Origin of the sequence: Sphaerothrix gracilis Ecp01 (genome assembly GCF_030405905.1) — a bacterium.
Classification (GTDB): domain Bacteria; phylum Cyanobacteriota; class Cyanobacteriia; order Phormidesmidales; family Phormidesmidaceae; genus Sphaerothrix; species Sphaerothrix gracilis.
The window spans coordinates 165,289-189,121 of the sequence record NZ_JASATW010000004.1 but is presented as its reverse complement, the minus strand read 5'-3'; the positions used below and the strand labels follow the sequence as shown (position 1 = coordinate 189,121).

The following is a 23,833-nucleotide window of genomic DNA, read 5'->3' as shown; positions in this document are numbered from 1 at the left end:
AGCGGGAGGACGGCCAGCCGCTCTCCCGCTATCTTCAGGTATTTAACCTAGCGATCGCCGTGAGGTTAAAGATTTCTAGCCAACCTGAGCCGTTGCCGCTGCAACTTCCCCAGTGAGGCGCTCGTAAGCAGCGCGCATCTTCAAGCCTACTAGCACTTGGAATAGGCCCGTGCCGTTGTTAGACCCCGGATACTCCCGGTGCTTCAGCAACAGCTCCGTCATTTCACCGTAATGCTTGGTTGAGGTTTTACTGAGGTGACTTTCGAGATAGATCATCTCTTCTAAGCGATCGAACTGACCGTCTACCTCTAAAACCGACACCTCGTTGCCAAAGTAAGCATCGGGGCCATAGTGCATCCGGATACCGGGATAGGAGCAGGTCAGCTTCCGGCCACAGGGAATCCAGTCAATAGTGGAACCTTCGTCAAACAGGTAGACCGGCTCAAAGCCTTCGATTCCCTCGCGCTGAATCAGCCGCACCCGCAGTACCTTGCGCTCCTCGTCATCGGGAATCAGATTGGTAGGCAGAACCTGAATCACCACGTCGGCATACTGCTTCTGCACGTCAATATAGGCGTCGAAGTCAGGTTTGCGAGCCTTAATCGAAGCCAGGACGTCCTCATAGCGGTGTCCCCGCTCAGCCATATCGCGCTGAATCTTCCAGGAAATTTTGACTTCGTCGCTGATGTCAAGATAAACACTGAAGTCTAGCAGTCCTCGAACGCGCTCGTCGTACATCGGGTGCAGTCCCTCAATGACGACGACCCGGTTAGGCTCTACGCGCTCAGGTGGATCAAGCTCACCAGTTTCGTGGTTATAAATCGGCTTATCAATCGGGTTGCCTTCTTTGATGGCCTTGATCTGCTCATACATCAGATCAAAGTTATTGGCTTTCGGATTCAGAGCTGTAACGCCCGCTGCCTTACGCTGTTTGCGGTCTAGGCTGTGATAGTCATCTAGGCAAATGACAGTCATGAACTCATCGCCGAACAGATCGGCAAGCCGTCGCAAAAAGGTGGACTTGCCACATCCAGAATCTCCGGCAACGCCGATTAAAACCACGCGGTCTGGCTTACTGGTCATAGGTTCCCTCTAACTAAAAATGTTGCAAATAGGACAGCTTGTTTTCAAATCAGTGTTAGCTTAAACCAAAACCCCTGCCTCTAAACCTGACAGTCACCTAAGCTAAGCCGCAATTTCTGGTGAACTCTCTGTTAAGGCTGCATCGCCGCAAAAATACGGTTGTTTCAGCTTTCAGGTTAAGCATTTTCTCCTCAGCTACAGACTATGAGGAATGAGCACCTTAACCTAAAGGGGATGGCGCGAATCAGTTAAGTATTAATACTATGTACTAATGTGAATCCTACCAGATGCCGATCTTCCCTACAAGCATACAGGGTCTCTTACAGAATAGATATTCCTTCTGATAGTCTAATCGCTGATGCCAGGGAAGAAGCGAGAGGGTTCAAGTGCCGCTGTGATATCTGCTGAACTCAAAGCCCGTCTTAGACGTTCTGCCTGCTAACCTGAGCTGGTGTTTATTAGGCTCACATACTGAATATTTCTAAGCCTCGGCAACTTCTTTTTCGGCTGTCTTTTCTGTATCTGCTTCAACCGCTTCGCCTTTAGGCGGACTCAGCAACTGCCGCAGCTTTTGCTCGACCGTATCGATAACGTCAGGATTTTCGGCTAGGTATTGAATAGCGTTGTCTCTGCCCTGACCGATATTATTGCCTTCGTAGCTATACCAGGCCCCCTTGCGAACAATCAGATCGTTTTGCTCAGCTAGGTCAATCAGACAGCCCAGTCGAGAAATGCCCTGACCGAAAATTACATCAAACTCGGCAATCCGAAAAGGCGGAGCCACTTTATTTTTAGCGACTTTGACCTTGGCACGAATGCCATACTCTTCACTGCCTTTTTTCAGGGTTTGAATGCGGCGAATATCCAAGCGGACGGAAGCATAAAACTTAAGGGCATTACCGCCAGTGGTGGTTTCGGGGTTGCCGTAGACTACGCCAATTTTCTGCCGCAGCTGATTGAGGAAAATCACCGTACACTGGGATTTGCCGATATTGCCGGTAATCTTGCGCAGGGCTTGGCTCATCAGCCGCGCCTGCAGGCCCATGTGCGAATCTCCCATTTCTCCTTCGATTTCGGCGCGGGGGACCAAAGCCGCGACGGAGTCAATTACAACTAAGTCGATGGCTGAAGACCGCACGAGCTGATCGACAATTTCTAAAGCGGCCTCGCCCGTATCCGGCTGCGAGACAAGCAGATTTTCAATGTCTACGCCCAACACCGAAGCATAATAAGGATCAAGGGCATGTTCAGCGTCTACGAAGGCGGCAATCCCCCCAGTTTTTTGCACCTCAGCGATCGCGTGCAGAGCCAGCGTGGTTTTACCTGAACTCTCCGGCCCATAGATTTCGATGACGCGGCCTTTCGGCAAGCCGCCGCCTAGGGCCAAATCCAGGGTCAGAGCCCCTGTAGGAATAGTCTCTACCCGCATCCGGCTGGCATCACCTAGCCGCATAATGGTGCCTTTACCGAAATTACGCTCAATCTGGTTGAGCACCATACCCAGTGCTTTTTGCTTATCGGAGGAATTGTCCGCTGATTTAGCCATGCTCGCCTCAGTTAAGTAGAAATGTCAGAGAAAATATCAGGAGTTATTGTAAAGGGTTAGTCTAGATTGCTGTTTCACCCATCTCGGAAGTTTCTATATCTAGCGGCTCAGAAAATCTTAGAAGAGGATAACGGACGATTGCTGCTTTTCATCCACTTTCGCGGCTAGAAACTCTTATCTATTGTAAGAGTATGGCCTAAAAGAACATACAAATGTACTAACTTAGACAAAGCGACCTTGTTGCCTCTGCAGTAGCCACAGCCTATGCCCTTCTCTGCCAACTCTCAGAATGAATTGACGGCTATCAGCGTCGCTGGGCTGACAGACTACATCCAGACGCTGCTAGAGCAAGACTACCAGCTCCGGCAAATTTGGGTAGTGGGAGAAGTCACCAATCTGCGTCATCACGCTAGCGGCCTGTTTTTGACGCTGCAGGATCCTCAAGCTGCCGCGACGATTCGCTGTGTCATCTGGCGATCGCAGCTACCGCGTCTGGCGGCACTGCCCGCTGAGGGCACGCTGATGACGCTGCTGGGCCAAATCCGGCTCTATCCCCAGCGGGGTAGCTATCAGCTTGTGGTCTGGCAGAGCATTCCGGTGGGGGAGGGACTCAATGCTCTACGCTACCGCCAGCTACGCGATCGCCTGCAGCTAGAGGGCCTGTTTGACGCCGAGCGGAAGCGGCCCCTACCGGCTCATCCCCAAACGATTGGCGTAGTCACGTCAGCTCAGGCGGCGGCTTGGGGAGATATTCAGCGCACGCTGCGCCAGCGCTATCCGGGCCTCCGTGTGCTGCTCTCACCGACTCTGGTGCAGGGGACAGCAGCCCCCACAGCGATCGCCCGCGCTTTAGCAAAGCTATCGGTGGACGGCCGGGCAGAAGTGATTATCTTGGCGCGAGGGGGCGGTTCTGCCGAGGATCTGGCCTGCTTCAATGACGAGCGAGTCGTGCGGGCGATCGCCACCTGTCCGGTTCCGGTGATAACGGGCATCGGCCACGAGCGAGATGAGTCTTTAGCAGATCTAGTGGCGGACTGGGCCGCCCACACGCCTACCGCCGCCGCCGCCGCGGCTGTCCCCAGTCTGAGTGATCTGCTAGCTGCGCACCGCGATCGCACTTTGGCCCTGACCCAGGCGCTGCAGAGCAAGCTAGCACTTGCCTGGGATGACTATGCCGCCAGTCTCAATCAGCTACGGCGTCTCCAGCTAGGTCAGCAAATGCGGCAGCAGATGCAGCAGCAACAGTGGCAGCAGCAGCGGTTAAAAGCCGCGATCGCTCAGCGACTACAGCAGGCCAGCAGTAAGAGCGACCTGCTAGAGCAAAAGCTTTCTACCCTTGACCCGGAGCGGGTACTGCAGCGAGGCTACGCTTTGATTCGCCAGTCTTCAGGGCAAATTGTCCGCACCGCAACCGACTTGACTTTGGGCGATACGATTGACATTCGGCTGGCCCAGGGAACCGCTACCGCCCAGATTACCCAGCTAAACGCTTCAGACTTTTAGGAGACTCCGCCGTGAAAAAAAAGCGCCCGTCCCATGCTCTACCCGATACCTGGCAGTACGAGCAGACCATAGCCGACATTGAGGCCACCATTGAGCAAATTGAAGCCGGAGAACTTCCCCTAGGGGAAACCATCGAGCAGTTTACCCAGGCGGCAGAACAGCTACAGCAGTGCAAACGCTTTCTGCAGCAACAGCAACAGCAGGTAGATTTGCTAATTGAAGCATTGACTACCGATGAAGCCGCCGAATCTCTGTAAAGTTGCACTGCATAATCATTTTTTAAGCTTGACTTTTAAGAATAAGCAAACTGCTTTTAAGTACATGGCCCAGCCATGTTGCCATAACAGGCTGACGCAGACGGCAAGGGACAGACGGCTCGATACATCCGCCAGTGCGATCGCACTCCTATAAAAAATCAGGCTCCTTACTTATCTGCTCTAGAATGTAAAGATTGTGCAACAAACATAGGGTATTCCAAGGAGCGATTTACATGACAGGCGGGATCGAACCAAAGCTGATCATTCACGGTGGGGCCGGTAGCGAAATTAAGTCAAAGGAGAGTCTGATAGCCGTTAGACATGAGCTGCATCAAATTGTCGAAACGGTTTATCAAAAGCTGGTCGCTGGGGCAGAGGCCAAATCGGCAGTGGTTCTAGGATGTCGTTTGCTAGAAGATAACCCCCGCTTCAATGCCGGCACTGGCTCAGTTCTACAGTCCGACGGCCAGATTCGCATGAGCGCAGCTCTAATGGACGGCGCGGCCCAGCGCTTCAGCGGCGTCATCAACGCTTCGCGGCTGCAGCATCCTATTGACCTGGCTGAGCATTTACAAAACTTTAGCGATCGCGTCTTGTCTGACTATGGCTCTGCCGATTTGATGCGCGAACTAGGAACGCCTCTGTACGATCCGCTCACCGAGCTGCGTTTACAGGAATGGATGCGGGAGCGATCGGAAGGATTCAAGCACGAGATGGCTGGCGTCGTGGCGGAGAGCGCTTTGGCTAATAGCAGTGCTCGTCGCGGCACCATCGGCGTCGTGGCGCTAGACGCGCAGGGCCAGATTGCCGCTGGCACCTCTACGGGCGGCAAGGGGCTAGAGCGCATTGGCCGGGTCAGCGATTCAGCTATGCCTGCGGGTAACTATGCGACAGCCGATGCTGGAATTAGCTGTACGGGTATTGGGGAAGACATTATAGATGAGTGCTTAGCGGCCCGCATTGTCGTGCGCGTCACCGACGGTATGGCCCTGTCTCAGGCGTTTGATAAATCTTTTGCTGAGGCCGATCGCAATCAGCGCGAGTTTGGCGCAATTGGCATCGATCGCTCAGGCCGCATTGCCTGGGGCAAAACCAGCGAAGTCCTGCTGACTGCTTACCATAATGGACATCAGATAGGAGATGCGCTAGAGATGGGTAAGGGCACTAAAACCGCAAGCTGCTAGCCAAACGCCAACTCATGCCAGAAGATCCTGAATCAACTCAACCTAAGCGTCCCCCTGACAAGGACTCGGCAGATCCCAATTTGATCACAGTCGATGCAGGGACGCTCGTTTTTATTGTCTTTTTAACCTTGCTGATACCGCTCATAATTTCGGGCTTTCTGTTTCAGTAGCTTTGCCGCCAAGATTGCAGCAGTCAGCAACCTCACAGTAGCTTCACTTACACTTTACGCAAAAGACATACGGAGCTATTCCCACCGATAGACGGCCTAAGCAGATTTTCTATTGCAATATCTACTTCAATGGCATCCAAACGAATACTTCTCTCGTATTAGAGATAGACCATCGTTGGACAACGATTTCCGGGCCGGAGTCTAAGTAACTGTTGGCCGTGGTGTAAGTAACTGTGAGTTTATGAAATTAGCAAAAATAGCCCTCCTCAGTGTTTCTCTCATGGGGGTTTCTGCTGCATCTGCCCAAGCTGCCAGCTTTACAGCAGACCTGAGCGCCCTAAATAATTCCGGCGTGACAGGCACTGTCTTGCTGGATGTATCTGACGATATGGAGACGCTGACTGTCACCTTAGAGGCTACAGGCTTCGAGCCGGATCAGCCTCACGTCGGTCACATTCATGGCCTCTTTAGCGGCGGCGATGCCGCTGACTCTGAAACACCGACGCTGGCCCAGGATACAGATGGTGATGGCTTTGTTGAACTGCTAGAAGGTGCGACCGTTTACGGCCCGATTGTGCTGCCAATCGAAACCATCAATACGCCTGATGGCAATGCCAGCTACACAATGACCTATGACCTGACTGACAGCAGTATTTTTGGCAGCAATATCTTGACACCAGATCCAGACGATTCGTTTGAGGCGGCTGATCTGTTTCCGCTGGACTTCCGTGAGATTGTTTATCACGGCCTGTCAGTAGATGCGGGCGTGGGCGCGGGCACTGATGGCGAAGTGGATGGTACAGGCGGCTATATTGCCGTTCTGCCAGCTTCGGCAGGCGAAATTGTGGCGGTAGACGATATGGCTTCTACGCCAGAGCCGGGGGCAACAGCAGCGATCGCCCTGGTGGGTCTAGGCGGCTTTTTAGGACTCCGTCGTCGTCAGCGGACTGCTTAAGCCATCCTGAGCGTCATCTTGGCGTCAGGTACTTGATGCAACCTTCTCTCACTGAAGCCGTTCGCTAAAATCGAGCGCTGCCTAGGGTGCAATGCCCTAGGCAGTTTTTGTTGGTGGTTTTCTATTGCCTCAGCTCAAGAGGCCCAACTGCTTCAGGCGCTCGTCGGTAAAGTCAGCGACCACTAAATTAGCGCCTAGCTCGTAGAGCGAGTCAGCCGTGTGAGTGGTGGCCATGCCTACGGTTGTCACCTGGGCAGCCACGGCTGAGCGCAAGCCGGAAGGGGAATCTTCAAAGGCTAAAGTCTGCTCTGGCTGCACTTGAAGCTGCCGCATCGCTTCCTGATAGGGCATCGGGTCGGGCTTACCCTTTGGCAACTCACCCGCCAGAATGACGGTGGCAAAGCGCTGGGCTAGATTCAGGGTTTTGAGCATGAAGTGGGCATTTTGGCGGGGGGCATTGGTGACGACTGCCGTTTTGAGTCCGGTTTGGTCAATCCAGGCTAAGAGGGGGAGCAATCCGGCTAGAGGCTGCAGCTCATGGACGGCCAGTTCTCGGAAGCGGGCTTCTTTATCGCTGGCAAACTGTTCTCTTTCCGCTGCCGAAAGCTGGGGTAAGAGGTCTGCCATGATATCGGCGTTGAGGCGACCGCTGATTTGCTGCTGGTAGTCAGCATGATCGATTTCTACCTGGTGCGATCGCAGAAGCTCTTGCCAGATACGAAAGTGAATCGGGTCGGTATCGGCCAAGGTGCCATCGAGATCAAACAAAATGGCCTGCAGCATAATTACTCTTTGCGTAAATGCTTAGGTTTCCAGTCGGGAATGACGGTTTGCTTGGCGCGGGCGACGACCAGAGCATCATCGGGCACGTCTTTAGTGACGACAGATCCGGCTCCCACAGTGACGGATTCGCCAATGTTGATAGGGGCTACAAAGACGCTGTTAGAGCCGGTTTTGGTGCGATCGCCTATCACGGTGCGATGCTTTTGATAGCCGTCGTAATTGGCGGTGATGGTACCAGCGCCAACGTTGACCTGATTGCCCAGCGTCGCATCGCCAATATAGGAGAGGTGAGCAATATTAGTGCGATCGCCCACTTCAGCTTTCTTTAGCTCCACGAAGTTACCCACCCGGCATCCTGCCCCTACGGCGGCCTGTCCCCGTAGATGAGCATAAGGGCCAATGCGGGTTTGGGCAGCCACGGTGCTGTCGCTGACAACTGAATAGAGAACGGTCACGTTTTCGGCAAGCTGGCTGTTCTCAATCAGGCTGCCAGGGCCAATGCGGCTGCCAGTCGCAATTCGGGTCTGGCCTCTTAGATGGGTTTGCGGCTCAATTACTACGTCTGGAGCCAGCTCTACGGTTTCATCAATGGTGATACTGGCGGGATCAATCAGCGTTACCCCAGCCGCCAGCCAGTAATCTTTAATCCGCTCCTGCAGCAGCGTGGCGGCGGCGGCTAGCTGTTTGCGGTTGTTGATGCCCTGAATCTCTGCCGCATCTGCCACGTCAACCGCCATCACCGGCGAGAGCAGCTTCACCACGTCGGTGAGGTAATATTCCTGCTGGTCGTTGTCGGTCTTGAGCTGGGGCAGAGCTTGGGCTAGCTGCGGCCAGTTAAAGCAGTAGACACCGGCATTGATGCGGCGATTTTGCTTTTGTGTGGCGCTGCAGTCCCGGTCTTCTATGATTTCGGTGACGATGTGCTGCTCATTGCAGAAGACCCGGCCATAGCCGCTGGGATCGGCCATCTGGGCCGTGAGGATAGTAGCCGCGTTTCGGTGGGTCTGGTGCTGCTGAATTAGATTCTGTAGCGTTTCTGGTCGCAGGAGGGGCACGTCGCCGTTGAGCACTAGCAGGTCACCTTGAAAATCTGCGAGGTGAGGAATTACCTGCTGGACAGCGTGGCCGGTACCTAGCTGCTGAGCCTGCTCCACGAATTCTAAATCGCTGAGATGACTCAGCGCTTGCTCCACCTGCTGGCTGCCATAGCCCACTATGACAAAGCGGCGAGCGGGATCCGCCGTTTTGAGGCTATCTAAAACGCGCTCTACTAAAGATTTCCCCCCCAGCGAGTGCAGCACCTTGGGTAAAGTTCCCTTCATCCGGGTGCCGCGTCCGGCGGCCAAAACTGCTACCGCTAACATCGTTTGTAATTTTCCTTTAAGCTAGCCATCCCGGAGTATACCGTGCTTCTTTCCTAGAGCAAAAACGCCTCGGAGAGATTCGCAGTCAGTTCACTTCAGCTAGCGGGGCTGTAGCGGGCAGTTGCCGCTGATACATCTGCTGCCGTACAAACGTATCAAACAGAGCCATCAGCTCAGGATTGCGCCAGCCGCGACCGACTTCCCGCCAGAGCATTTGCAGCGCCTTTTCTGGCGGATAGGCTGACTTGTAAGGGCGATCGCTGGTCAGGGCATCGTAGATGTCTAAAATCTGAAAAACCTGGGCCAGCAGGGGAATGTCGTTGCCAACGAGTCCATCGGGGTAGCCAGAGCCGTTCCAGCGTTCGTGATGATGGCGAATGATGGGCAAAACGCCGCGCAGGGTGCGTAGGGGCTGGCAAATGCGCTCACCGATAATGACGTGTTCCCGCATGATTTTGTGCTCAGCCTGGGTGAAGCCGCTGGTCTTCAGCAGCACCGCATCGGGAATGCCCACTTTGCCAATATCATGCAAGTAACCACCCCACATCAGGTCACGGATTTGCGATCGCGAGAGCTGCAGAAATTCTCCAAAAGCCTGCCCTAGCTGAGCCAAGCGCTCACAGTGATCCCCTGTGTTTGGATCTCGACTTTCAATCGTCCGCGCCAAGGAAAACAACACCTGCTCGGCGTGATCTAAATCTTCATTTAAGCGCTTTTGATGGATCAGAGACTTCACTCTGGCTGAGAGTTCTAGCTGATCAAAAGGCTTGGTTAAAAAGTCATCCCCCCCGGCCTCGATTCCTCTGAGGCGGGCCTGTCGATTATCTAAGGCCGTCACGAACACAATTGGAATTAGCCGCGTCTGATCATTTTGCTTGAGGTGACGACAGACCTCAAATCCATCCATGCCCGGCATCATCACGTCTAACAGGAGCAGATCTGGCAGACAGTCCGTAACCGACTGTAGGGCTGATGGCCCGCTGGCAGCCTCTACGACCTCATAGCCTTCTACTGACAGTAGAGCAACAGCCGTCAGGCGGCTAGCTGCATGATCGTCTACGACTAAAACTTTAGCGGCCTGTGTGTCAGAGTAGTTCACGAAGAGATGACAGAGTTGGTCTGCATAGTTACTATTAACAGCTTTTAAACCTGGGAGTCAGGACAAAAAGCTAGGGGAATATAGCGAATGGTTCCCTGCGATTCTTTTTCACATAGTGCCAAGACCCTCTAGGGATCGAAATGTTTTTTCGGCGAAGTTGCTCAAAGTCAATATAAAAATTAAGCCATAGTGCGGATGATTTGTGCGCATTTTTATTTTAGTAATACCATCTTTGCCGCCAGCGGGTTGTGGGTTCTAGAGCGGACTGAACCTGTTCAAGCTGGCGGCGCTGCTGAATTTGCTCTGGGGCATCTCTTAGCTGCGGGTCGCGGTAGGGGACAGCGGCGCGGGTCTGCAAATGTTCTTGAGCCTGAAGTGACAGGGGCTGTAAGCCGCTTTGCTGAAAGCTGGCCAACGTCCCCGGCCAGCGACGCCCCGCAACCGGATTTTCTCCTAAATGCAAGCCAGCGGCCAGGAGGGCTTTTCTGACGGCAGCGGCGGCTGAGTAAGTGGCTAAACGGCCATCAGGCCGCAAGCAGTTGGCAACCTGCTGCAAAAACTCCAGGCTCCAAAGCTGAGGGCAACGGGGCGGCGAAAACGGATCGAGAAAAATCGCGTCGGCCTGGAATCCGCTTGATGCCAGCGATAAGATTTGCTGTCGCGCGTCGCCTAGTCGTAACTGGGCCTGGAGGCGATCGCTGCTGAACACCTGCTGCTGTGCCAAAGCCGCTAGTACGGCTTGAACCGATTTGCTCCAGGATTTTGTGAGTCCCTGGGCGATCGCGGCTTGGGGCACCGTCACGTCTAGTTCTAAGCCGAACCAGGTTACCTGACAGCGGGGATTGACGCGCCAAATCGTTTCTAGTGCCGCCGCTGTGTTGTAGCCCAAGCCGTAACAAATATCTAGCAGGTAAAGCTGCTGCCGCTGCGCCTTTGGCGCTAGCTGAGTCGCCGTTATGTAGGTTTGCTGGGCTTCTTGAAAGGCACCGTCGCGGCTGTGAAAATGCTCGCCAAAGGCTGCCGAGTAGAAAGTGTAAGAGCCATCTGCCGTCAGCTCCGGCACAAACTGGGTCACATGCTACTCCTGAGCTTCGAGTACCGCTTCCACATCATCGGGCAATTCAGCCAACAAGTCATACCCCGTTGCCGCTTCAATGCTGTCTACCGAGGTCTGATAGGCCCGCCAGTCTCCGGTTAGCCCGTTGCGATTGGGCAAATCTACGGCAATTACCGGCGTCTCCTCATCCACCTCGATCGCAGAACTACTGACCTGAGAGGGATCTAGCACCACAATCACTTTCCAAATGCGCGAGGGCACCACAACCTCCTGGGCTAAAACTTCCCGGCTACCATAGACACCGCTGATAATCCACAGCACTTTGTCTTGCTGATATACCCAGTCCCTAGAATATTCTTCTAGCTCTCGCCAAGGGCCACGGTTGTTGGCCGGCGACTGGGGCACAATGTTGGTCATCAAAAACGTGGCGGAATTGTCGTCGCGGGTGGCGGTGCGATCGCCCGAAGGGACTAAGTGACCGCGATCAAAACCGCTGCCGCGATAGTCATCCGGTGTTACCTGATAAACATCCTGGGGCAGGCCGCCATCTTGGCGAAAATCATTTTGCCGATCAACGCCGCCGAGCCAGTCGGCTGAAAGCTGCCAGCTCACCCAGTTGGCTGTGCCGCGATCGCGGTTGTAAGACAGCGCATACTGGGGCCGCTCAATTAGATAGTTGTTGAGATTGCGATCGCTGGCGTTGCTAGGGTTGCCCAAAACCAGATGAATATTGCGGCTGCTGGGGGCAATGGCGTCCATCTCTGAGCTGATTGCCGGTAAGCTCTCACAGGCCCGCCCGTTGTTATCTTTGTCCAAGCCGTAGGGATCACCGACAAAAGCGTCCAGTACCCGCTGCGCCAAAGCCTGATCGCGAAAGTCACCACAGTTGCACTCGTCCTGGACGCAGGGAGGCAAAACCTCTGACGCTGAGGTGTCAGTTAGCAGTGCGTCTAGTCCACTGCATCCTGCTAGTAGGTGGGACACCAGCACAGCGCCGATGAGATAGGGCAGCGAAAATTGAGGCATTGCGTTTTAACTAAGTCACTGGGATGACTCTACTACTTTTGATAGAAAACAGACCGCAAGATCGGGTTTAGTGCCCTTAGAGACTTGTCGCGATCGGCCAGTTGCCATAAAAATGGGGAAGGGGGGGATGCGATCGCCAAGATTTCTCGCAGATCTGACCTACCGATCTGGTTAGGGATAGCTGGCTTTGCTAGCCAAATCACCCGGTTCCCATTTCCCTCAGTTTGTTGATACCAAATTCTCCTAAAGCGAGCGAATTTTAATTCACTATGCTAAATAAAGCAATTTCTACGCTAAAAGACTGGTTCCCCGCACCCGCAGTTCATGCTCATTGCGACGGACCTTGTGGCGTTTACGACCCCTCTGCGGCTCGGATCAACGCTGAAGCGGTTCTCTCCATGACTAAGAAAATCATGGATCTAGAGATTCCGGCGACCAGTGACAAAGCAGCCTGGACAGCTTACGAAAACACCCTGTCTCGCTACATTGCGATTAAGGAAGAGCAGGCTCAGAAAGCCAAAGATGAAATCTTGATTCTTTGGACTGACTACTTCAAGCCGGTTCACCTCGATAAGTATCCTGATCTGCACGATACCTTTTGGAAAGCCACCAAGCTCTGCTCTGCCTGCAAGGTAGAAGTGAGCCTGCAGCATTCCCAGGAACTGATGGAAGCTGTGCAAAAGATCCACAACATGTTCTGGGCCACCAAAGATCGTGACGTTTCCTGGTACACCGCCAGCTAGACATATCTCGATTCGGTAAGGGGGCATTCGCGAATGCCCCCTTACTGCTGGCGACAGCAATATTGACGGCCCGTTCAGCCAATTCTGTTAGCACAATGGCAACAGACTTACCGAGCAGCAGATGGCAAGATCTGCTGCTTTGGTGTTTAAGAAAACGCCAGCGGTTTCGCGTGGTGAATTATTCTATGCAGCCACTGCTGCAGCCGGGGGACGAAGTCTTGCTAGATCCCCAGGCGTATTGCCACTCTCCGCCGCAGGTTGGAGACATTGTGGTGGCAAGGCATCCCCAACGACCTGACTTGCGCCTCATCAAGCGGGTCGTTGCCGCTAGTCCTGAGGGAGCCTGTTTTCTCCAGGGAGACAATACCGTTGCCAGCGAAGATAGCCGCGCTTTTGGCACGGTGCCCGCTGCTCTGATTTTGGGCAAAGTGGTTTGCCGATTTTTTTAGGATGCGCTAGGCTGAACCGTCTTTGCAGTAGGTAAATCTTTCGCTAAGGACAAGAAAACGCTATGAGAAGCAATGCTCTGCCTGACGCCGCCAGCCTCACTATTCAGGCCGCCACCCCGGAAGACGTGCCGATTTTATTTGACCTAGTCAAGGCACTGGCCGAGTATGAAAAGCTAGCTCATGAAGTGACGGGCACTGCCGCCGATTTGCAGGCGCATCTTTTTGGCGATCGCCCCTATGCCGAAGCCTTGATTGCCAGGGTTGATAACCATCCAGCTGGATTTGCCCTGTTTTTTCACAATTTCTCGACCTTTCTGATGCAGCCGGGAATTTATCTAGAAGATTTGTTCGTACTGCCTACCTATCGGCGGCAGGGAATCGGTAAAGCCTTCTTGACCCACTTAGCCCAGTTGGCAGTGGAGCGGAGCTGCGGTCGGCTAGACTGGAGCGTTTTAGACTGGAACACCCCAGCAATAGACTTCTATCAGCGCATGGGAGCTGAAATCAAGCCCGAATGGCAACTCTGCCGGGTCACGGGAACGGCCTTAAAAAACTTGGCTCAGAACTGAGCTTAGGGGGCGCACGTCTATGCCACCCTAGCGGGTTTAGCAGTGATGCAGTTCAAAGTTCGAGACACTAATGAGAGTGCGAAGGATCCCCCCGCCCCCCTCAAATGAGGGGAGGTGGCAACAGCCGGGAGGATCTCATGATTCGTTGGCACCCTGTTGAGTGCGTCAGTCCTGACTCTGAGGCAGCTTTTAGTAGGGGCGGTTGTTGTTCTTGAAGCTGTTGAGCCATTCACGCATTTGCTCAGCCGCAATATCGCGTCCACCTAGACCAAAAGCGATCGCGATCGCCACGGCCACTGCCCCCAGCAGTAAACCAAAGGCCAGATTCACAATATCTGTGGCCACCCCTGCCTGCTGCAGCGCCATCGCGCCGACGAAGGCAATGGTGATGATGCGAGCCGCCTGGGCTAGAGTCCGCGCTTGGGGATTGTTGATGCTGTTGATGGCTCTAAAGGCCAGATTGGCAAAGTAGAGGCCAATGGCAAAAACAATGACACCGCTGAGGACACGAGCTGAAACCCGCATGATCGCCCGTACGATGTCTGTAAGCTGGTCAAAGCCGAGGGTTTCAGTAGCGGTGATAACGCCGAATAGAACAATACCGACGAGAACAATGATGCCGACAATCTCAGAAGGCGTACTGCCCGGAGTTTGTACGGTTGTCTCTGGCTGACCTTCAGCATTGGGAACGGTGCGAGGCTGGCTAGCCGTAGGGCCAGATAGCTCAGGCAGTCCTAAAACGCCAAAGATGCGATCGAAGCCAACGCTGACGAGAATGCTTGTGACCAAGTCGGCAATAAAGCGACCCACCACGTAGGAGAGGATGATAATTACGCCTGCCGTCAAAATTTGAGGCACTGCGGCTAAAGCACGCTCCAGCATGACGATAGCAGGTGCCGAAACAGCCTCTAAATCCAGTTCGTTCAGCGCCACAATGGCGACTGGGATCAAAATCAGCACGTAAACGATGGTGCCAATTAGATTGGATAAGGCTACGCCTTCGCGAGTAGTTTCAGCTAGACCAAAACGGGCACCCAGCCGGTCGATGCCTGTTGCCATCAGGAAGTTGGTGACAATGCCGCGAACAATGCGAGCTACTAGCCAGCCAATGCCCAAAACCAGCAGCGCTGTCAGAATTTGCGGCACGGCAGAGAGGAACTGATCGATTAGATCTTGAACCGGCTCTAGCAGACCTTGTAAGTCCAGCGCATCTAGAATTAAGGGTAAAAACAGCAGAAAAATGAACCAGTAGAGCACGTCTCCAATGGTTTCATTCACCAGAAAAGGACTGCCCCCTTCTCCGGTTTGCTCAGCTAGGCGGTCATCCAGGTTGAAGCGAGAGAGGCCCCGCGTCACCAAAAGCTTGACCAGGGTGGCAATAAGCCAGGCCAGACCCAACAGCAGCGCTGCACCGCCAATACGGGGCAAATATAGGAAAATCTGCTGTAGGAGATTGTTAAGCGGCTCTGACACTTCGGTCAGATTTAGAGCCTTGAGGAAAGCAACCAGCGTAAAGATCAAAATGATCCAGTACACCGCTGTTGCGATCCAGTTTTCGACCGGAACATCCTGATCGCGATCGCGTCCCATCACCATGTTGGCGATGCGATCGTCTAGATTAGTGCGATTGAGCAAGCCGCGTGTTACTGAAGCAACAACCGTTGCAATCAGCCAGCCTGCCAGCAAAATTAGAATAGCGGCTACTAGATTAGGAATGAAGCTGCCAAAGCGATTGCCAAGCTGAGTGACAAAAACGTTGGTGTCACCCTCCTGAGCCAGAATAGGCGGAATCGGCAAGGCAGAATATATCTCTGCTGCAGTCTGAAGAGTCATCATCATGAATTTTGTTCTATAGTCATCTCGAAGAAAGCAGGGTTCAGCAAAATATGAAAGTTGTGCCTCCGAAAGAATACTGACGTGAAACGACGATTTTCACCAGTCCCCGATAAACTTCTGTGATCGATTAGGCTTAAGGGAGATGCCCAAAAAGAATCGCTCTTAATTTACTGAGAATTCACACTAATAGTGGGAATTTTAGGGGCTGCCGTCAAGCAACTTAGAGAAATTAAGCAATTTTACTGAAAAGAAGCGTAATTTCTTTGGTTTTTTCCAGCATCTAGCCTTCGATAGACCTGATTTTGTCAAAAATGTCTGACACTCAAGTGTTTGAGCAATCCATCTGGATTCGGGCCGCTGCGACGACGGTCGAGCGCTGCATTGTCGAGCGAGAGCTAATGCACCGCTGGCTGAATCCGGCCCTGCGCTGTGAGCCAGTGGGCGACTGGTCTTCTGCAGAAGGTAGCCAAAGCCGCTTTATCATTCAGGTGCCGCTGCTACAGCCAACGCTGAAAAGCACAGTCGTCGAACGCAGGCCAGGGCTGGTGGTTTGGCAGTTTGAAGGGTTTTTCCAAGGACGCGATCGCTGGGAGTGCTTGCCTAAAGACCAGGGCACTGAGTTACTAAACCGCTTCGAGTTCAAAGTGCCAAATCCGCTCATTGCCTTTGGCTTCAACACATTTGCCGCTAAATGGACACAGCAAGACATGCAGGCCCAGCTTCAGCGGCTAAAGCAGGTGGCCGAGAGGCTTTCCTCATAAGTGCTTAGTGTTAGGGGCGGGGAGCGGGAGAAGCGGAGACGCAAAGACATCAAAATTCGGACAAGGCGCAGAGGCTCTTTAGATACGCTGCCGGATAATCCGGGCGATCGCCTCGCAGTGAGTTTGAATTAAGTCATGTTCGGCCTCAGGCAAGACGGTGAGCTGAGCGTTGGCGATTCCTTCGACATAGGTTTGACAGTGCCAGAGGGGAATTGTGCTATCGAGTTCAGCCGCAATCACCTGCGTTGGCAGAGTGAGAATATCTAGATATTTCTCAACGGTGTCGATGGCGTCTGCCGGAGTGAGGCGATCCACTAGAAAAGATTTGGCGACAGGCTGTTTTAGCAGCTCAGTGCGGGCGCGGTAGACTTGCTCAAAAGCGGCCTGCTGGCCCAGCCAAGCAGCTAGGGGAGCGATCGCGTTCAAAACCCAGTCCACTATAGGTGTTTCCCAAAGGAGGGGTCTGAGGTAACTGTAGCGACCGACAAAGCTGTCATCGCGGATACCGGCTGGGGCAATCAGGGTGAGGGATTGCGGCGGCGGGAAAGCAGCGCTTTGAGTTTTGGATTTTGCCTGAGCCCCAGGCTGAGCTAGGCGTGAAACTGCAGGAGAGGAAGGGGGTAGCCAGCGGCTATAGTCAGGCGTCCAGGTATAGCCAGCGGCGGCGATCGCGTAGGCAGTGGCCGTCCAGCCGCCGTAGGAATGGCCGATGAGGTGAAAGTTTTGTAGGTTAAGGGCAGCAGCGAACTGCTGCAGAAAGGCGATTTGATGCCAAATGGTGTAGCGCAGCACAGGTTGAGCAGACTGACCGAAGCCGAGCAAATCTAGCGCTATGCAGCGATAGTGAGGGGCAAGCTGCTGGATAAGTCGCTGCCAGTTGGCGCTACTGCCCAGAAAGCCGTGAAGAAAGATTAGCGCTGTGCCCTGTCCCTGCTCCCAATAAGCTGCCTGATAGGTGTCGAGCTGAATGGTTTGAAGCTGCATTGAAGCCTATTCCTTGACCGCTAGCGATCGCCCGCGCCAAGTCCAGCCCCAGCCCGTTTCAGTTTTAATCGCAGAGCCGAGGGCGATCGCCGCCACCAGCAGGCCGCTGAGCCAGCTCAGCCAGCCGTAGCGCAGGGGCTGGCCGAAGCGTTGGGCTGTTTGGCGGCGATAGGTGTACTGGCGGACAAGGGCGATCGCCGCTAAAGTCAGTGACCCTACCATCAGCCAGGGGGTAGCAACAGCAGTCGGCTTTGTCCAAGCCGTCAGGCTACAGGCTAGCGCGATCGCCAGCCCCAACCAGGGAAAGACAAACACGACCGTGATAGCAAGGGCAGAGTACAGCGTCGCAAATAAGTCGCGACCAATACCGACGTAGTAGTTTTTAGTCCAGCCTTCCCAAAGACCCGCAAAGTCTTGATACATCCGCACCTTTAGCAGTTTCAGCGCCAGGGTGTAGTGCAGCTTGTGGCCTTTGGCTTTAATCAAACGCGCCAGGGCAACATCTTCTACCAGGTCATCAGCCACGGCCCGGTGGCCGCCAATAGCTTGGTAAACGGAACGGCGAAACAGCATGAACGGCCCTGCCGCAAACGCTTCCGCTGGCTGGTCAGGATCATTGACGCCCTCGAAGCTAAAACCAATGGCTAAAACGCTCATCATCACGGGCTGCACTAGCCACTCTGCTAGACAGCCACAGACGATATTTGGGGCACAGCTCAGGAGATCAATTTTTTCCTGCTCAGCTTTTTGCACCGTCGTGGCGATCGCCTTGGGCTCCAGGCGCACATCGGCGTCAATAAACAGCCAGTAATCCCCCGTGGCCTGCTGCACGGCGTTAGCACAGGCCCAGTTTTTGCCGCGCCAGGTTTCAGCAGTCGGGCGAGGCGGCACGGCGACCACCTGTACGGCTGCGTGCGTGCTGGCAAGAGACTGGGCGATCGCTAAAGTTTGGTCACTCGACTCGTCATCTGCCACAATCACCTGCAACTGACAGGTTTGAGGCAGCTCGCTGTTCAGCACGGCCTCAACGCAGGCTTGAATATTGACCGCTTCGTTATAGGCCGGAATGATAACGCTAATGGGGGGTAGCTGTGGCGGCATTGCTCCAATTGGCGACAGCGATGGGGCTCGATCTAGCGATCGATTCTGACGACGGAAAAATACCGTCATGCCATAGAGCGACAGCAGCAACACCGCGACGGCTATGAATAATCCGTAATCAGTGAGGGAAAATGTACACATGGGGGCGATCGCCACTGCGCTCAGCTCTAAAACGGCAACTTTTCTGAGAATAGGTCATAGAGCGACAGCAGCACCTCTATCACAATCAGGATCACGACGTACCACTCCAAACGGAGTCCCGTATTCTGATGCTGCAGTTCTAAAGCCGTCTCCGCCGTTCGTGTCACCAGATCTAGCTTGCGCTCTAGAGCCAAGTGACGCTCACGAATTTCGTACTCATCTTCCAAGCGCAAATAGAGGCGATCCAGTTCAGGAAACTCCCACAGCAGCTCCGGTTTATCAATAATTTCGACTCGGCCCACCATTTTGTGCTGAATCATCAGGGTGTTGCCAATCTGTCGCAGCAGCTCATTGGCCTGCTTACCATCATTTTTCAGCCGCTGCAGGCTAGCCGCAAACGGCTCAATCCGATCAAAAACCGCTGCCGCTCCCTTCTCGTAGTGAGCCAGCACCACGCTCTTAGCTAAAACATCTGCCACAATCTGCAGGCTGGGAATATCAAATTCCGCTAGCCACAGCGTATCGTTTTCGGCTTTGCCAGACTTAGCCGTATCTAGATGAACTGTAATTTCTTCTGTCTCAGGCTCTGTGAAAGGCTCTGCTACCAAAGCCTCCAGATCGCTTAGAAACTTAACCTCTTCTAAAGGAGAAAGGCCAATGACGATTACTGCTCCATAATCAAACAGCACCGCACACCCCTGGTCACCAGCTTCCACCATCAGCGGCGTCATAGCCAAGGAATTGATGCTGCTGAACCGCTCTAAATCAATACTTTGACCTAAAAATAGGGCACGAGCCTGAAGCGTATCTATTTCAAAAAATCGGGAAATCTGCATGCAGAATTAGTCACACCGTCAGGAAAAAGGGATTGACCCTACTAAGCTAATGTAAATGAATTCAGCACGGCCCATTAGGTAACGCGGATGAAAAGAGTTCTATTTATTCTCGGTGTGTTGGATGACGATGATATTGATTGGTTAATTTCAATCGGTAAGCGTCAGGAAATTGCCCAGGGCACCATTCTCATTCACGAAGGACAGCCTATTGATGCTATCTACTTTCTATTGGATGGCACACTTATCGTTCAGGTAGCTGCGCTTAAAGAGCAGGTCATTGCTCAGCTTTCTAGCGGCGAGGTGGTAGGCGAAATGTCCTTTGTCGATACCCGCTTGCCTTCAGCCACCGTGACGGCTGCCGAACCCAGCCTGTTGCTGACAATTCCCAAACATCATCTAGTAGATAAGCTGAACCAAGATGTTTGGTTTGCCGCTAGGTTCTACCGAGCATTGGCTATTCTGTTGTCAACGCGGCTCAGAGGTACCGTGCAAAAAATCCACGAGGCTGACCACTGGCAGCCGCTCGATCTTTCTAGGGAAACCCTCGACTTAGATATGGCAGCCGATATGGCTCTAGCCGCCATTCGTTTCGACTGGCTGCTCAGGCGTTTACGTGACGGTGAGATTGAAACTTAGCCCCCGTGTCAGTAAGCTGTTACTATCCTGTAGGTCAATATCAGTTCCCCTAATTTTTTTGAGTATTATTAGCACAGAATTTCGGGGATTGCATTTGCTGGCTAGGGTAAGAGACAATTGGAAACTGCATAGTAATTTCCTTAAGCAATTTACAACTATGCAGGCTAGTCTAGTAACTGCGTTCCTCTGACTGAATCAAGGATTGGGTAATGGCTTCAGAATCTCAGTTCAGCAGCATTTTGATTGTTGAAGATAGTAAAGGGCGGCGTGAAATTATTTTGGATGGGTCCGTCTATTCGATTGGCCGTGATCCAAAATGTGACATTCGCTTATCGTCGCAGTTTGTCTCACGTCACCATGCGACTTTGGTTCAGTTACCCAGAGACGACGAAACGTTTTATTACCGTATTGTAGACGGCAACCTCAAAGGTAAGCCCAGCGCCAACGGTATGATGATTAATGGCCGTAAAATACAGGCCCACGATCTCAAAAATGAAGACGAGATTGTGTTTGGGCCACAGGCGCGCGCAATTTACTACCAGCTAAGACGCGATTCTGGCTCTACTTTGCCACCAGATGAATTTGATATCACGCTGATCAGCCCCGGCATGATTGAAGAGTCCGAGGAAGGGGGTGAAACTGCCAGCAAGTAAAAGTTTGCTCCTCTTGTAGCTGCCCTCACTATCCGGGCCGCCTAAAATTTTTAAGAGACTTGAGCCAGTACAATCGCCTGGTTGATAGCTTCAAAAACCTGCTGGCAGTGATTATCGGTCTGTAAAGGCAGTTCTTCGTTCTTGACAACGAGGTTGACCCGGGCTTCATCCTGACCGGCTAAAGGTGGATTGATCAAAACTTCAACGGTGGTCAGCTTAGAAAAGGAGACGTGACCAGGCTTTTCTTTAGCGACCAAGTAGTCTGCAGTTTCATAAATCAGGTTGAGGTTGCAGGCGCGGAGCGTCTCGGCTAAAGACTGCCGCAGCGTCGGCACAGACCCGGCTGATGTAAACAGGTTGGTATAGCGAGCCATAAGAATCTGGAATATCAACAAAATCATCTAACTCAGGAAACAGGCTGTCACCTAGCCTTGAGGGCTTGACGGACAGCAGAGGAGATAATATGCTCCACTCTACGTCTTCAACACTAACGCTTTATTACTGGATACAACAAACCTGTATCTACCCATATTTTTCCAAAAAACGATACCGCCTCAGGAAATTCTGAAACTGATTTTAGGCTAAACTAAGCGGCTGGAGCGCTTTTGCCTGTAAAGTTACTGACCTTTAACGGTATTGCAATCTTCATGATTTTACTGTTTTCACTGCCAGTAGCGGTTGAATCCTAGCGTGCTTAAAGCTTTTGGGGCAGAAATCTTGGGGAAATTAATTGTTTTTGAAGGCATTGAAGGCTGTGGTAAAACAACGCAGCTCAATCTTTTATTTGACTGGCTGCAGAACAGCCCGGAGCTACAGGCGCTAAAAGCAGCCAACTTGGTGGCGGGCGTCGTCAAAACTCGGCAGCCGGGGGGAACGGCGCTGGGACTGCAGCTACGGCAAATTTTGCTACAGCCTCAGGATGAAGCCCAAATTCAGCCGACGACAGAATTATTGCTCTATGCTGCCGATCGCGCTCAGCACGTAGATGAACAGATCCGTCCTTGGCTCCAGGCAGGCTATTTAGTCCTGTGCGATCGCTTTACCGGTTCAACTCTGGCCTATCAAGGATATGGCCGGGGCCTTGATCTGGCCCTAGTGAAACAGCTCAATCAGATCGCAACTGGCGGTATTAGCAGTGATTTAACGCTGTGGCTACAGCTAGAGGCGGAAGTTGGTTTGGCGCGTACCCAGCGGCGGGGGCTAGCCGATAGAATAGAGCAAGCTGATTTGAGCTTTCATCGCCGAGTACAGCAGGGCTTTGAGGTACTGGCTCAAAGGGATGCGCTCACAGCGGTCATTGCTGCCGATAGAGAAGCAGCGGCGATCGCCCAGCAGATTCAGTCCATTTTGCAAGAGAAGCTGAGCCAGTGGTATCCTCTGCCTTCGCGGCCCTCATCGGCCAGTCCCAAGCGGTTGAACTCCTAGAGCGGGCCATTGCCCAGCAGCAGATCGCCCCTGCCTACTTGTTTGCCGGGCCGGAAGGGGTTGGTCGCAGCTTGGCCGCGACGGCTCTAGCCGAGCAGCTTCTGGTTTCCCCTAGAAACGGAGCGCCGGTGCGTCACCGCATTCAGCAGCGCAGCCATCCTGATTTGCTGTGGGTGGAGCCAACCTATCTGCATCAGGGCAAGCGGGTAACGGCGACTGAAGCTGAGACGCTGGGGCTGAAACGCAAAAGTCCGCCTCAGATTCGCTTAGAGCAAGTCCGGGAGATTGCCCGTTATTTGAGCCGACCGCCGCTGGAGGCAGAGCGAGCGGTCGTGGTGATTGAACAGGCTGAGACGATGGCAGAGTCTGCCGCTAATGGTTTACTCAAAACCCTAGAGGAGCCAGGGCGGGCAACCCTAATTCTGCTAGCGCCAGATAGCAGTACGTTGCTGCCAACCTTAGTCTCCCGCTGTCAGCAAATTCCCTTCCACCGTCTCAGCAGCAGTCAGATGCAGCAGGTGCTGGCTCAGGTAAATCAGACCGAGGTGCTGGCCCAACCGGAGATTTTAGCGATCGCCCAGGGCAGTCCCGGACAGGCGATCGCCTGCTGGCAGCAAATGCAGACAATTCCCAGAGAACTGCTGCAGACTTTGCAGCGGCCTCCGGCCACCCTGCGACAGGCGCTAGAGTTAGGCCGTCAGATTGCCAAAACCCTAGATGTAGAGTCGCAGCTCTGGCTTATAGACTATCTGCAGCATCAGTACTGGCGGGCGATCGCGGCTGAGGCTATTCCCTGGCTGCAGCAGCTAGAACAGGCCCGACGACACCTGCGGGGCTTTGTGCAGCCGCGTTTGGTGTGGGAGGTGACGCTAATGCAGTTGGTGAGATCGCCCTGAGGCTTACTGATCTAAGATGAACTGTGACAGAGCGCCAGCCCTGTAGTAACTAGCTATCAACATAACTGACTGATACAGGCAGTATGGACGTAAATCAGTCGCAAGGTCCCTTCAAAAACAATCTGGTTTGGCTGCTCATCGGCGCTCTAATTTTTGTCGGCGGCGTGACGTTTTGGACAGCGCGATCGCTAATTACATCGCGGCAGGCCGCTTTAGAAGAGGAAGTGGTGACCCCGCCCCAGCAGGTTAAGGTGGCGGCGCTGGGGCGGATTGAACCTCAGGGCCGGGTGGTGGATATAGCTGCTTCTGAAGGGGGGCGGATCAGCCGCGTCCTGGTAGCCGAAGGTGACACGGTAGGAGCAGAGCAGGTGCTGGCCTATTTAGATCTGTATGAGGTGCGTTTAGCTCAGCGCGATCTAGCCGCTAGCGAACTGGCGGAAGCCCAAGCATTGCTCGCTGCCGAAACCAATGCCGGCCAGAGCCAAATTCAGGAAGCCCAGACTCGCTATCAGCAGCTTGATCAGCCCCAGACCTATGCCGTGGCGGCACAGGCGGCCAAAATTAAAAGTTTAGAAGCGGATTTGGCCTTAGCCCGCACCGACTTGAGCCGTTTCCGGCAGCTCTACCAGCGCGGGGCGATCGCCCGGCAAGAACTCGACCAAAAGCAAACAGAGGTAGATCGGCTGCAGGAAGAACTCAATAGCGCCACCGCTACCCGCGCTCAGCTCGAAAGCGATCGCCTCACCGACATGCGTAACGCCGAGGCCCAGATTGGT

Annotated in this window: 24 protein-coding genes and 1 pseudogene; 13 read left to right on the top strand and 12 right to left on the bottom strand. The window is 53.5% G+C overall.

Going from position 1 to position 23,833, the window contains the following annotated elements; genetic code table 11:
• Window positions 1–75 precede the first annotated feature (75 nt).
• Both QJQ48_RS05915 and recA read right to left on the bottom strand, forming a co-directional pair.
• Complete coding sequence (locus tag QJQ48_RS05915) at window positions 76–1,083, bottom strand: phosphoribulokinase (RefSeq protein ID WP_346290278.1); 1,008 nt, start codon at window positions 1,081–1,083, stop codon at window positions 76–78.
• Between the two features lie 481 nt (window positions 1,084–1,564).
• Window positions 1,565–2,629, bottom strand: coding sequence for a recombinase RecA (gene recA / locus QJQ48_RS05910; protein ID WP_346290277.1), 1,065 nt, complete (start codon window positions 2,627–2,629; stop codon window positions 1,565–1,567).
• A 264-nt stretch (window positions 2,630–2,893) separates the two neighbouring features.
• Between recA and xseA the strand changes: the two genes are divergently transcribed.
• The 4 genes from xseA (at window position 2,894) to QJQ48_RS05890 (ending at window position 6,698) form a co-directional block, all read left to right on the top strand.
• Window positions 2,894–4,132 (top strand): exodeoxyribonuclease VII large subunit, encoded by a 1,239-nt coding sequence (xseA, locus tag QJQ48_RS05905; RefSeq protein WP_346290276.1) that lies wholly within the window; start codon window positions 2,894–2,896, stop codon window positions 4,130–4,132.
• Window positions 4,133–4,143: 11 nt separating this feature from the next.
• A complete protein-coding gene (gene xseB, locus QJQ48_RS05900) occupies window positions 4,144–4,389 on the top strand; it encodes an exodeoxyribonuclease VII small subunit (RefSeq protein ID WP_346290275.1) in 246 nt (81 codons plus the stop codon).
• A gap of 233 nt (window positions 4,390–4,622) precedes the next feature.
• On the top strand, window positions 4,623–5,573 hold the full coding sequence (locus QJQ48_RS05895; protein WP_346290274.1) for an isoaspartyl peptidase/L-asparaginase: 951 nt from the start codon (window positions 4,623–4,625) through the stop codon (window positions 5,571–5,573).
• Between the two features lie 450 nt (window positions 5,574–6,023).
• A complete protein-coding gene (locus QJQ48_RS05890; protein WP_346290273.1) occupies window positions 6,024–6,698 on the top strand; it encodes a PEP-CTERM sorting domain-containing protein in 675 nt (224 codons plus the stop codon).
• A gap of 129 nt (window positions 6,699–6,827) precedes the next feature.
• Here the strand turns inward: QJQ48_RS05890 and QJQ48_RS05885 are convergent, their stop codons facing one another.
• The 5 genes from QJQ48_RS05885 to QJQ48_RS05865 all read right to left on the bottom strand — a co-directional run bounded on the left by QJQ48_RS05885 (window position 6,828) and on the right by QJQ48_RS05865 (window position 12,027).
• Entirely contained in the window at window positions 6,828–7,481 is a 654-nt protein-coding gene (locus QJQ48_RS05885) for an HAD family hydrolase (protein ID WP_346290272.1), read from the bottom strand.
• Window positions 7,482–7,483: 2 nt separating this feature from the next.
• Window positions 7,484–8,845: a bifunctional UDP-N-acetylglucosamine diphosphorylase/glucosamine-1-phosphate N-acetyltransferase GlmU gene (glmU, locus tag QJQ48_RS05880; protein WP_346290271.1), complete on the bottom strand. Its 1,362-nt coding sequence runs from the start codon at window positions 8,843–8,845 to the stop codon at window positions 7,484–7,486.
• An 85-nt stretch (window positions 8,846–8,930) separates the two neighbouring features.
• On the bottom strand, window positions 8,931–9,944 hold the full coding sequence (locus QJQ48_RS05875) for an HD domain-containing phosphohydrolase (RefSeq protein ID WP_346290270.1): 1,014 nt from the start codon (window positions 9,942–9,944) through the stop codon (window positions 8,931–8,933).
• A gap of 217 nt (window positions 9,945–10,161) precedes the next feature.
• Window positions 10,162–11,019 (bottom strand): tRNA (5-methylaminomethyl-2-thiouridine)(34)-methyltransferase MnmD, encoded by an 858-nt coding sequence (locus QJQ48_RS05870; protein ID WP_346290269.1) that lies wholly within the window; start codon window positions 11,017–11,019, stop codon window positions 10,162–10,164.
• 3 nt (window positions 11,020–11,022) lie between these two features.
• Window positions 11,023–12,027, bottom strand: a complete 1,005-nt coding sequence (locus QJQ48_RS05865) for a DNA/RNA non-specific endonuclease (protein WP_346290268.1) — start codon at window positions 12,025–12,027, stop codon at window positions 11,023–11,025.
• A gap of 269 nt (window positions 12,028–12,296) precedes the next feature.
• Between QJQ48_RS05865 and sodN the strand changes: the two genes are divergently transcribed.
• From sodN to QJQ48_RS05850, 3 genes are all read left to right on the top strand, one after another.
• On the top strand, window positions 12,297–12,770 hold the full coding sequence (gene sodN, locus QJQ48_RS05860; protein ID WP_346290267.1) for a superoxide dismutase, Ni: 474 nt from the start codon (window positions 12,297–12,299) through the stop codon (window positions 12,768–12,770).
• A gap of 95 nt (window positions 12,771–12,865) precedes the next feature.
• Window positions 12,866–13,219: a nickel-type superoxide dismutase maturation protease gene (gene sodX / locus QJQ48_RS05855; protein WP_346290266.1), complete on the top strand. Its 354-nt coding sequence runs from the start codon at window positions 12,866–12,868 to the stop codon at window positions 13,217–13,219.
• 62 nt (window positions 13,220–13,281) lie between these two features.
• A complete protein-coding gene (locus QJQ48_RS05850) occupies window positions 13,282–13,788 on the top strand; it encodes a GNAT family N-acetyltransferase (protein ID WP_346290265.1) in 507 nt (168 codons plus the stop codon).
• A 189-nt stretch (window positions 13,789–13,977) separates the two neighbouring features.
• Here QJQ48_RS05850 and QJQ48_RS05845 read toward each other — a convergent pair whose 3' ends face one another.
• A complete protein-coding gene (locus QJQ48_RS05845; RefSeq protein ID WP_346290264.1) occupies window positions 13,978–15,627 on the bottom strand; it encodes a mechanosensitive ion channel in 1,650 nt (549 codons plus the stop codon).
• Between the two features lie 308 nt (window positions 15,628–15,935).
• Between QJQ48_RS05845 and QJQ48_RS05840 the strand changes: the two genes are divergently transcribed.
• Window positions 15,936–16,385 (top strand): SRPBCC family protein, encoded by a 450-nt coding sequence (locus QJQ48_RS05840; protein WP_346290263.1) that lies wholly within the window; start codon window positions 15,936–15,938, stop codon window positions 16,383–16,385.
• Window positions 16,386–16,463: 78 nt separating this feature from the next.
• On the opposite strand, the gene QJQ48_RS05835 is transcribed toward QJQ48_RS05840, so the two are convergent.
• From QJQ48_RS05835 to QJQ48_RS05825, 3 genes are read right to left on the bottom strand one after another with little or no spacing between them, the layout of a single operon-like run.
• Window positions 16,464–17,369: an alpha/beta fold hydrolase gene (locus QJQ48_RS05835; RefSeq protein ID WP_346290262.1), complete on the bottom strand. Its 906-nt coding sequence runs from the start codon at window positions 17,367–17,369 to the stop codon at window positions 16,464–16,466.
• A gap of 6 nt (window positions 17,370–17,375) precedes the next feature.
• Entirely contained in the window at window positions 17,376–18,611 is a 1,236-nt protein-coding gene (locus tag QJQ48_RS05830) for a glycosyltransferase family 2 protein (protein ID WP_346290261.1), read from the bottom strand.
• A gap of 26 nt (window positions 18,612–18,637) precedes the next feature.
• Window positions 18,638–19,447 carry an RMD1 family protein gene (locus QJQ48_RS05825; RefSeq protein WP_346290260.1) on the bottom strand — a complete coding sequence of 270 codons (810 nt, stop codon included), beginning with the start codon at window positions 19,445–19,447 and terminating at the stop codon, window positions 18,638–18,640.
• 87 nt (window positions 19,448–19,534) lie between these two features.
• On the opposite strand from QJQ48_RS05825, the gene QJQ48_RS05820 reads away from it, so the two are divergent.
• Together QJQ48_RS05820 and QJQ48_RS05815 are read left to right on the top strand one after the other, a co-directional pair.
• Window positions 19,535–20,083: a cyclic nucleotide-binding domain-containing protein gene (locus QJQ48_RS05820; protein ID WP_346290259.1), complete on the top strand. Its 549-nt coding sequence runs from the start codon at window positions 19,535–19,537 to the stop codon at window positions 20,081–20,083.
• A 209-nt stretch (window positions 20,084–20,292) separates the two neighbouring features.
• Entirely contained in the window at window positions 20,293–20,736 is a 444-nt protein-coding gene (locus tag QJQ48_RS05815) for an FHA domain-containing protein (RefSeq protein WP_346290258.1), read from the top strand.
• A 50-nt stretch (window positions 20,737–20,786) separates the two neighbouring features.
• Here the strand turns inward: QJQ48_RS05815 and QJQ48_RS05810 are convergent, their stop codons facing one another.
• On the bottom strand, window positions 20,787–21,110 hold the full coding sequence (locus QJQ48_RS05810; RefSeq protein WP_346290257.1) for a hypothetical protein: 324 nt from the start codon (window positions 21,108–21,110) through the stop codon (window positions 20,787–20,789).
• 340 nt (window positions 21,111–21,450) lie between these two features.
• On the opposite strand from QJQ48_RS05810, the gene tmk reads away from it, so the two are divergent.
• The 3 genes and pseudogenes from tmk to QJQ48_RS05795 all read left to right on the top strand — a co-directional run.
• Window positions 21,451–22,161: a dTMP kinase gene (tmk, locus tag QJQ48_RS05805; RefSeq protein ID WP_346290377.1), complete on the top strand. Its 711-nt coding sequence runs from the start codon at window positions 21,451–21,453 to the stop codon at window positions 22,159–22,161.
• Window positions 22,104–23,057 (top strand): DNA polymerase III subunit delta', encoded by a 954-nt coding sequence (locus QJQ48_RS05800; protein ID WP_346290256.1) that lies wholly within the window; start codon window positions 22,104–22,106, stop codon window positions 23,055–23,057. Before tmk ends, QJQ48_RS05800 begins: the two co-directional genes overlap by 58 nt.
• 83 nt (window positions 23,058–23,140) lie before the next feature.
• Window positions 23,141–23,833 (top strand): annotated as a pseudogene (locus QJQ48_RS05795) (HlyD family secretion protein); the annotation flags it as partial.

Coding starts and splice junctions, on each gene's coding strand:
- QJQ48_RS05815 (WP_346290258.1), top strand. CDS start 20,293: ATGGCTTCAGAATCTCAGTTCAGCAGCATTTTGATTGTTGAAGATAGT.
- QJQ48_RS05890 (WP_346290273.1), top strand. CDS start 6,024: ATGGGGGTTTCTGCTGCATCTGCCCAAGCTGCCAGCTTTACAGCAGAC.
- sodX (WP_346290266.1), top strand. CDS start 12,866: ATGGCAACAGACTTACCGAGCAGCAGATGGCAAGATCTGCTGCTTTGG.
- QJQ48_RS05850 (WP_346290265.1), top strand. CDS start 13,282: ATGAGAAGCAATGCTCTGCCTGACGCCGCCAGCCTCACTATTCAGGCC.
- recA (WP_346290277.1), bottom strand. CDS start 2,629: ATGGCTAAATCAGCGGACAATTCCTCCGATAAGCAAAAAGCACTGGGT.
- QJQ48_RS05885 (WP_346290272.1), bottom strand. CDS start 7,481: ATGCTGCAGGCCATTTTGTTTGATCTCGATGGCACCTTGGCCGATACC.
- QJQ48_RS05865 (WP_346290268.1), bottom strand. CDS start 12,027: ATGCCTCAATTTTCGCTGCCCTATCTCATCGGCGCTGTGCTGGTGTCC.
- QJQ48_RS05830 (WP_346290261.1), bottom strand. CDS start 18,611: ATGTGTACATTTTCCCTCACTGATTACGGATTATTCATAGCCGTCGCG.
- QJQ48_RS05835 (WP_346290262.1), bottom strand. CDS start 17,369: ATGCAGCTTCAAACCATTCAGCTCGACACCTATCAGGCAGCTTATTGG.
- QJQ48_RS05845 (WP_346290264.1), bottom strand. CDS start 15,627: ATGATGATGACTCTTCAGACTGCAGCAGAGATATATTCTGCCTTGCCG.
- QJQ48_RS05840 (WP_346290263.1), top strand. CDS start 15,936: ATGTCTGACACTCAAGTGTTTGAGCAATCCATCTGGATTCGGGCCGCT.
- QJQ48_RS05915 (WP_346290278.1), bottom strand. CDS start 1,083: ATGACCAGTAAGCCAGACCGCGTGGTTTTAATCGGCGTTGCCGGAGAT.
- QJQ48_RS05825 (WP_346290260.1), bottom strand. CDS start 19,447: ATGCAGATTTCCCGATTTTTTGAAATAGATACGCTTCAGGCTCGTGCC.
- QJQ48_RS05895 (WP_346290274.1), top strand. CDS start 4,623: ATGACAGGCGGGATCGAACCAAAGCTGATCATTCACGGTGGGGCCGGT.
- glmU (WP_346290271.1), bottom strand. CDS start 8,845: ATGTTAGCGGTAGCAGTTTTGGCCGCCGGACGCGGCACCCGGATGAAG.
- sodN (WP_346290267.1), top strand. CDS start 12,297: ATGCTAAATAAAGCAATTTCTACGCTAAAAGACTGGTTCCCCGCACCC.
- xseA (WP_346290276.1), top strand. CDS start 2,894: ATGCCCTTCTCTGCCAACTCTCAGAATGAATTGACGGCTATCAGCGTC.
- QJQ48_RS05810 (WP_346290257.1), bottom strand. CDS start 21,110: ATGGCTCGCTATACCAACCTGTTTACATCAGCCGGGTCTGTGCCGACG.
- QJQ48_RS05820 (WP_346290259.1), top strand. CDS start 19,535: ATGAAAAGAGTTCTATTTATTCTCGGTGTGTTGGATGACGATGATATT.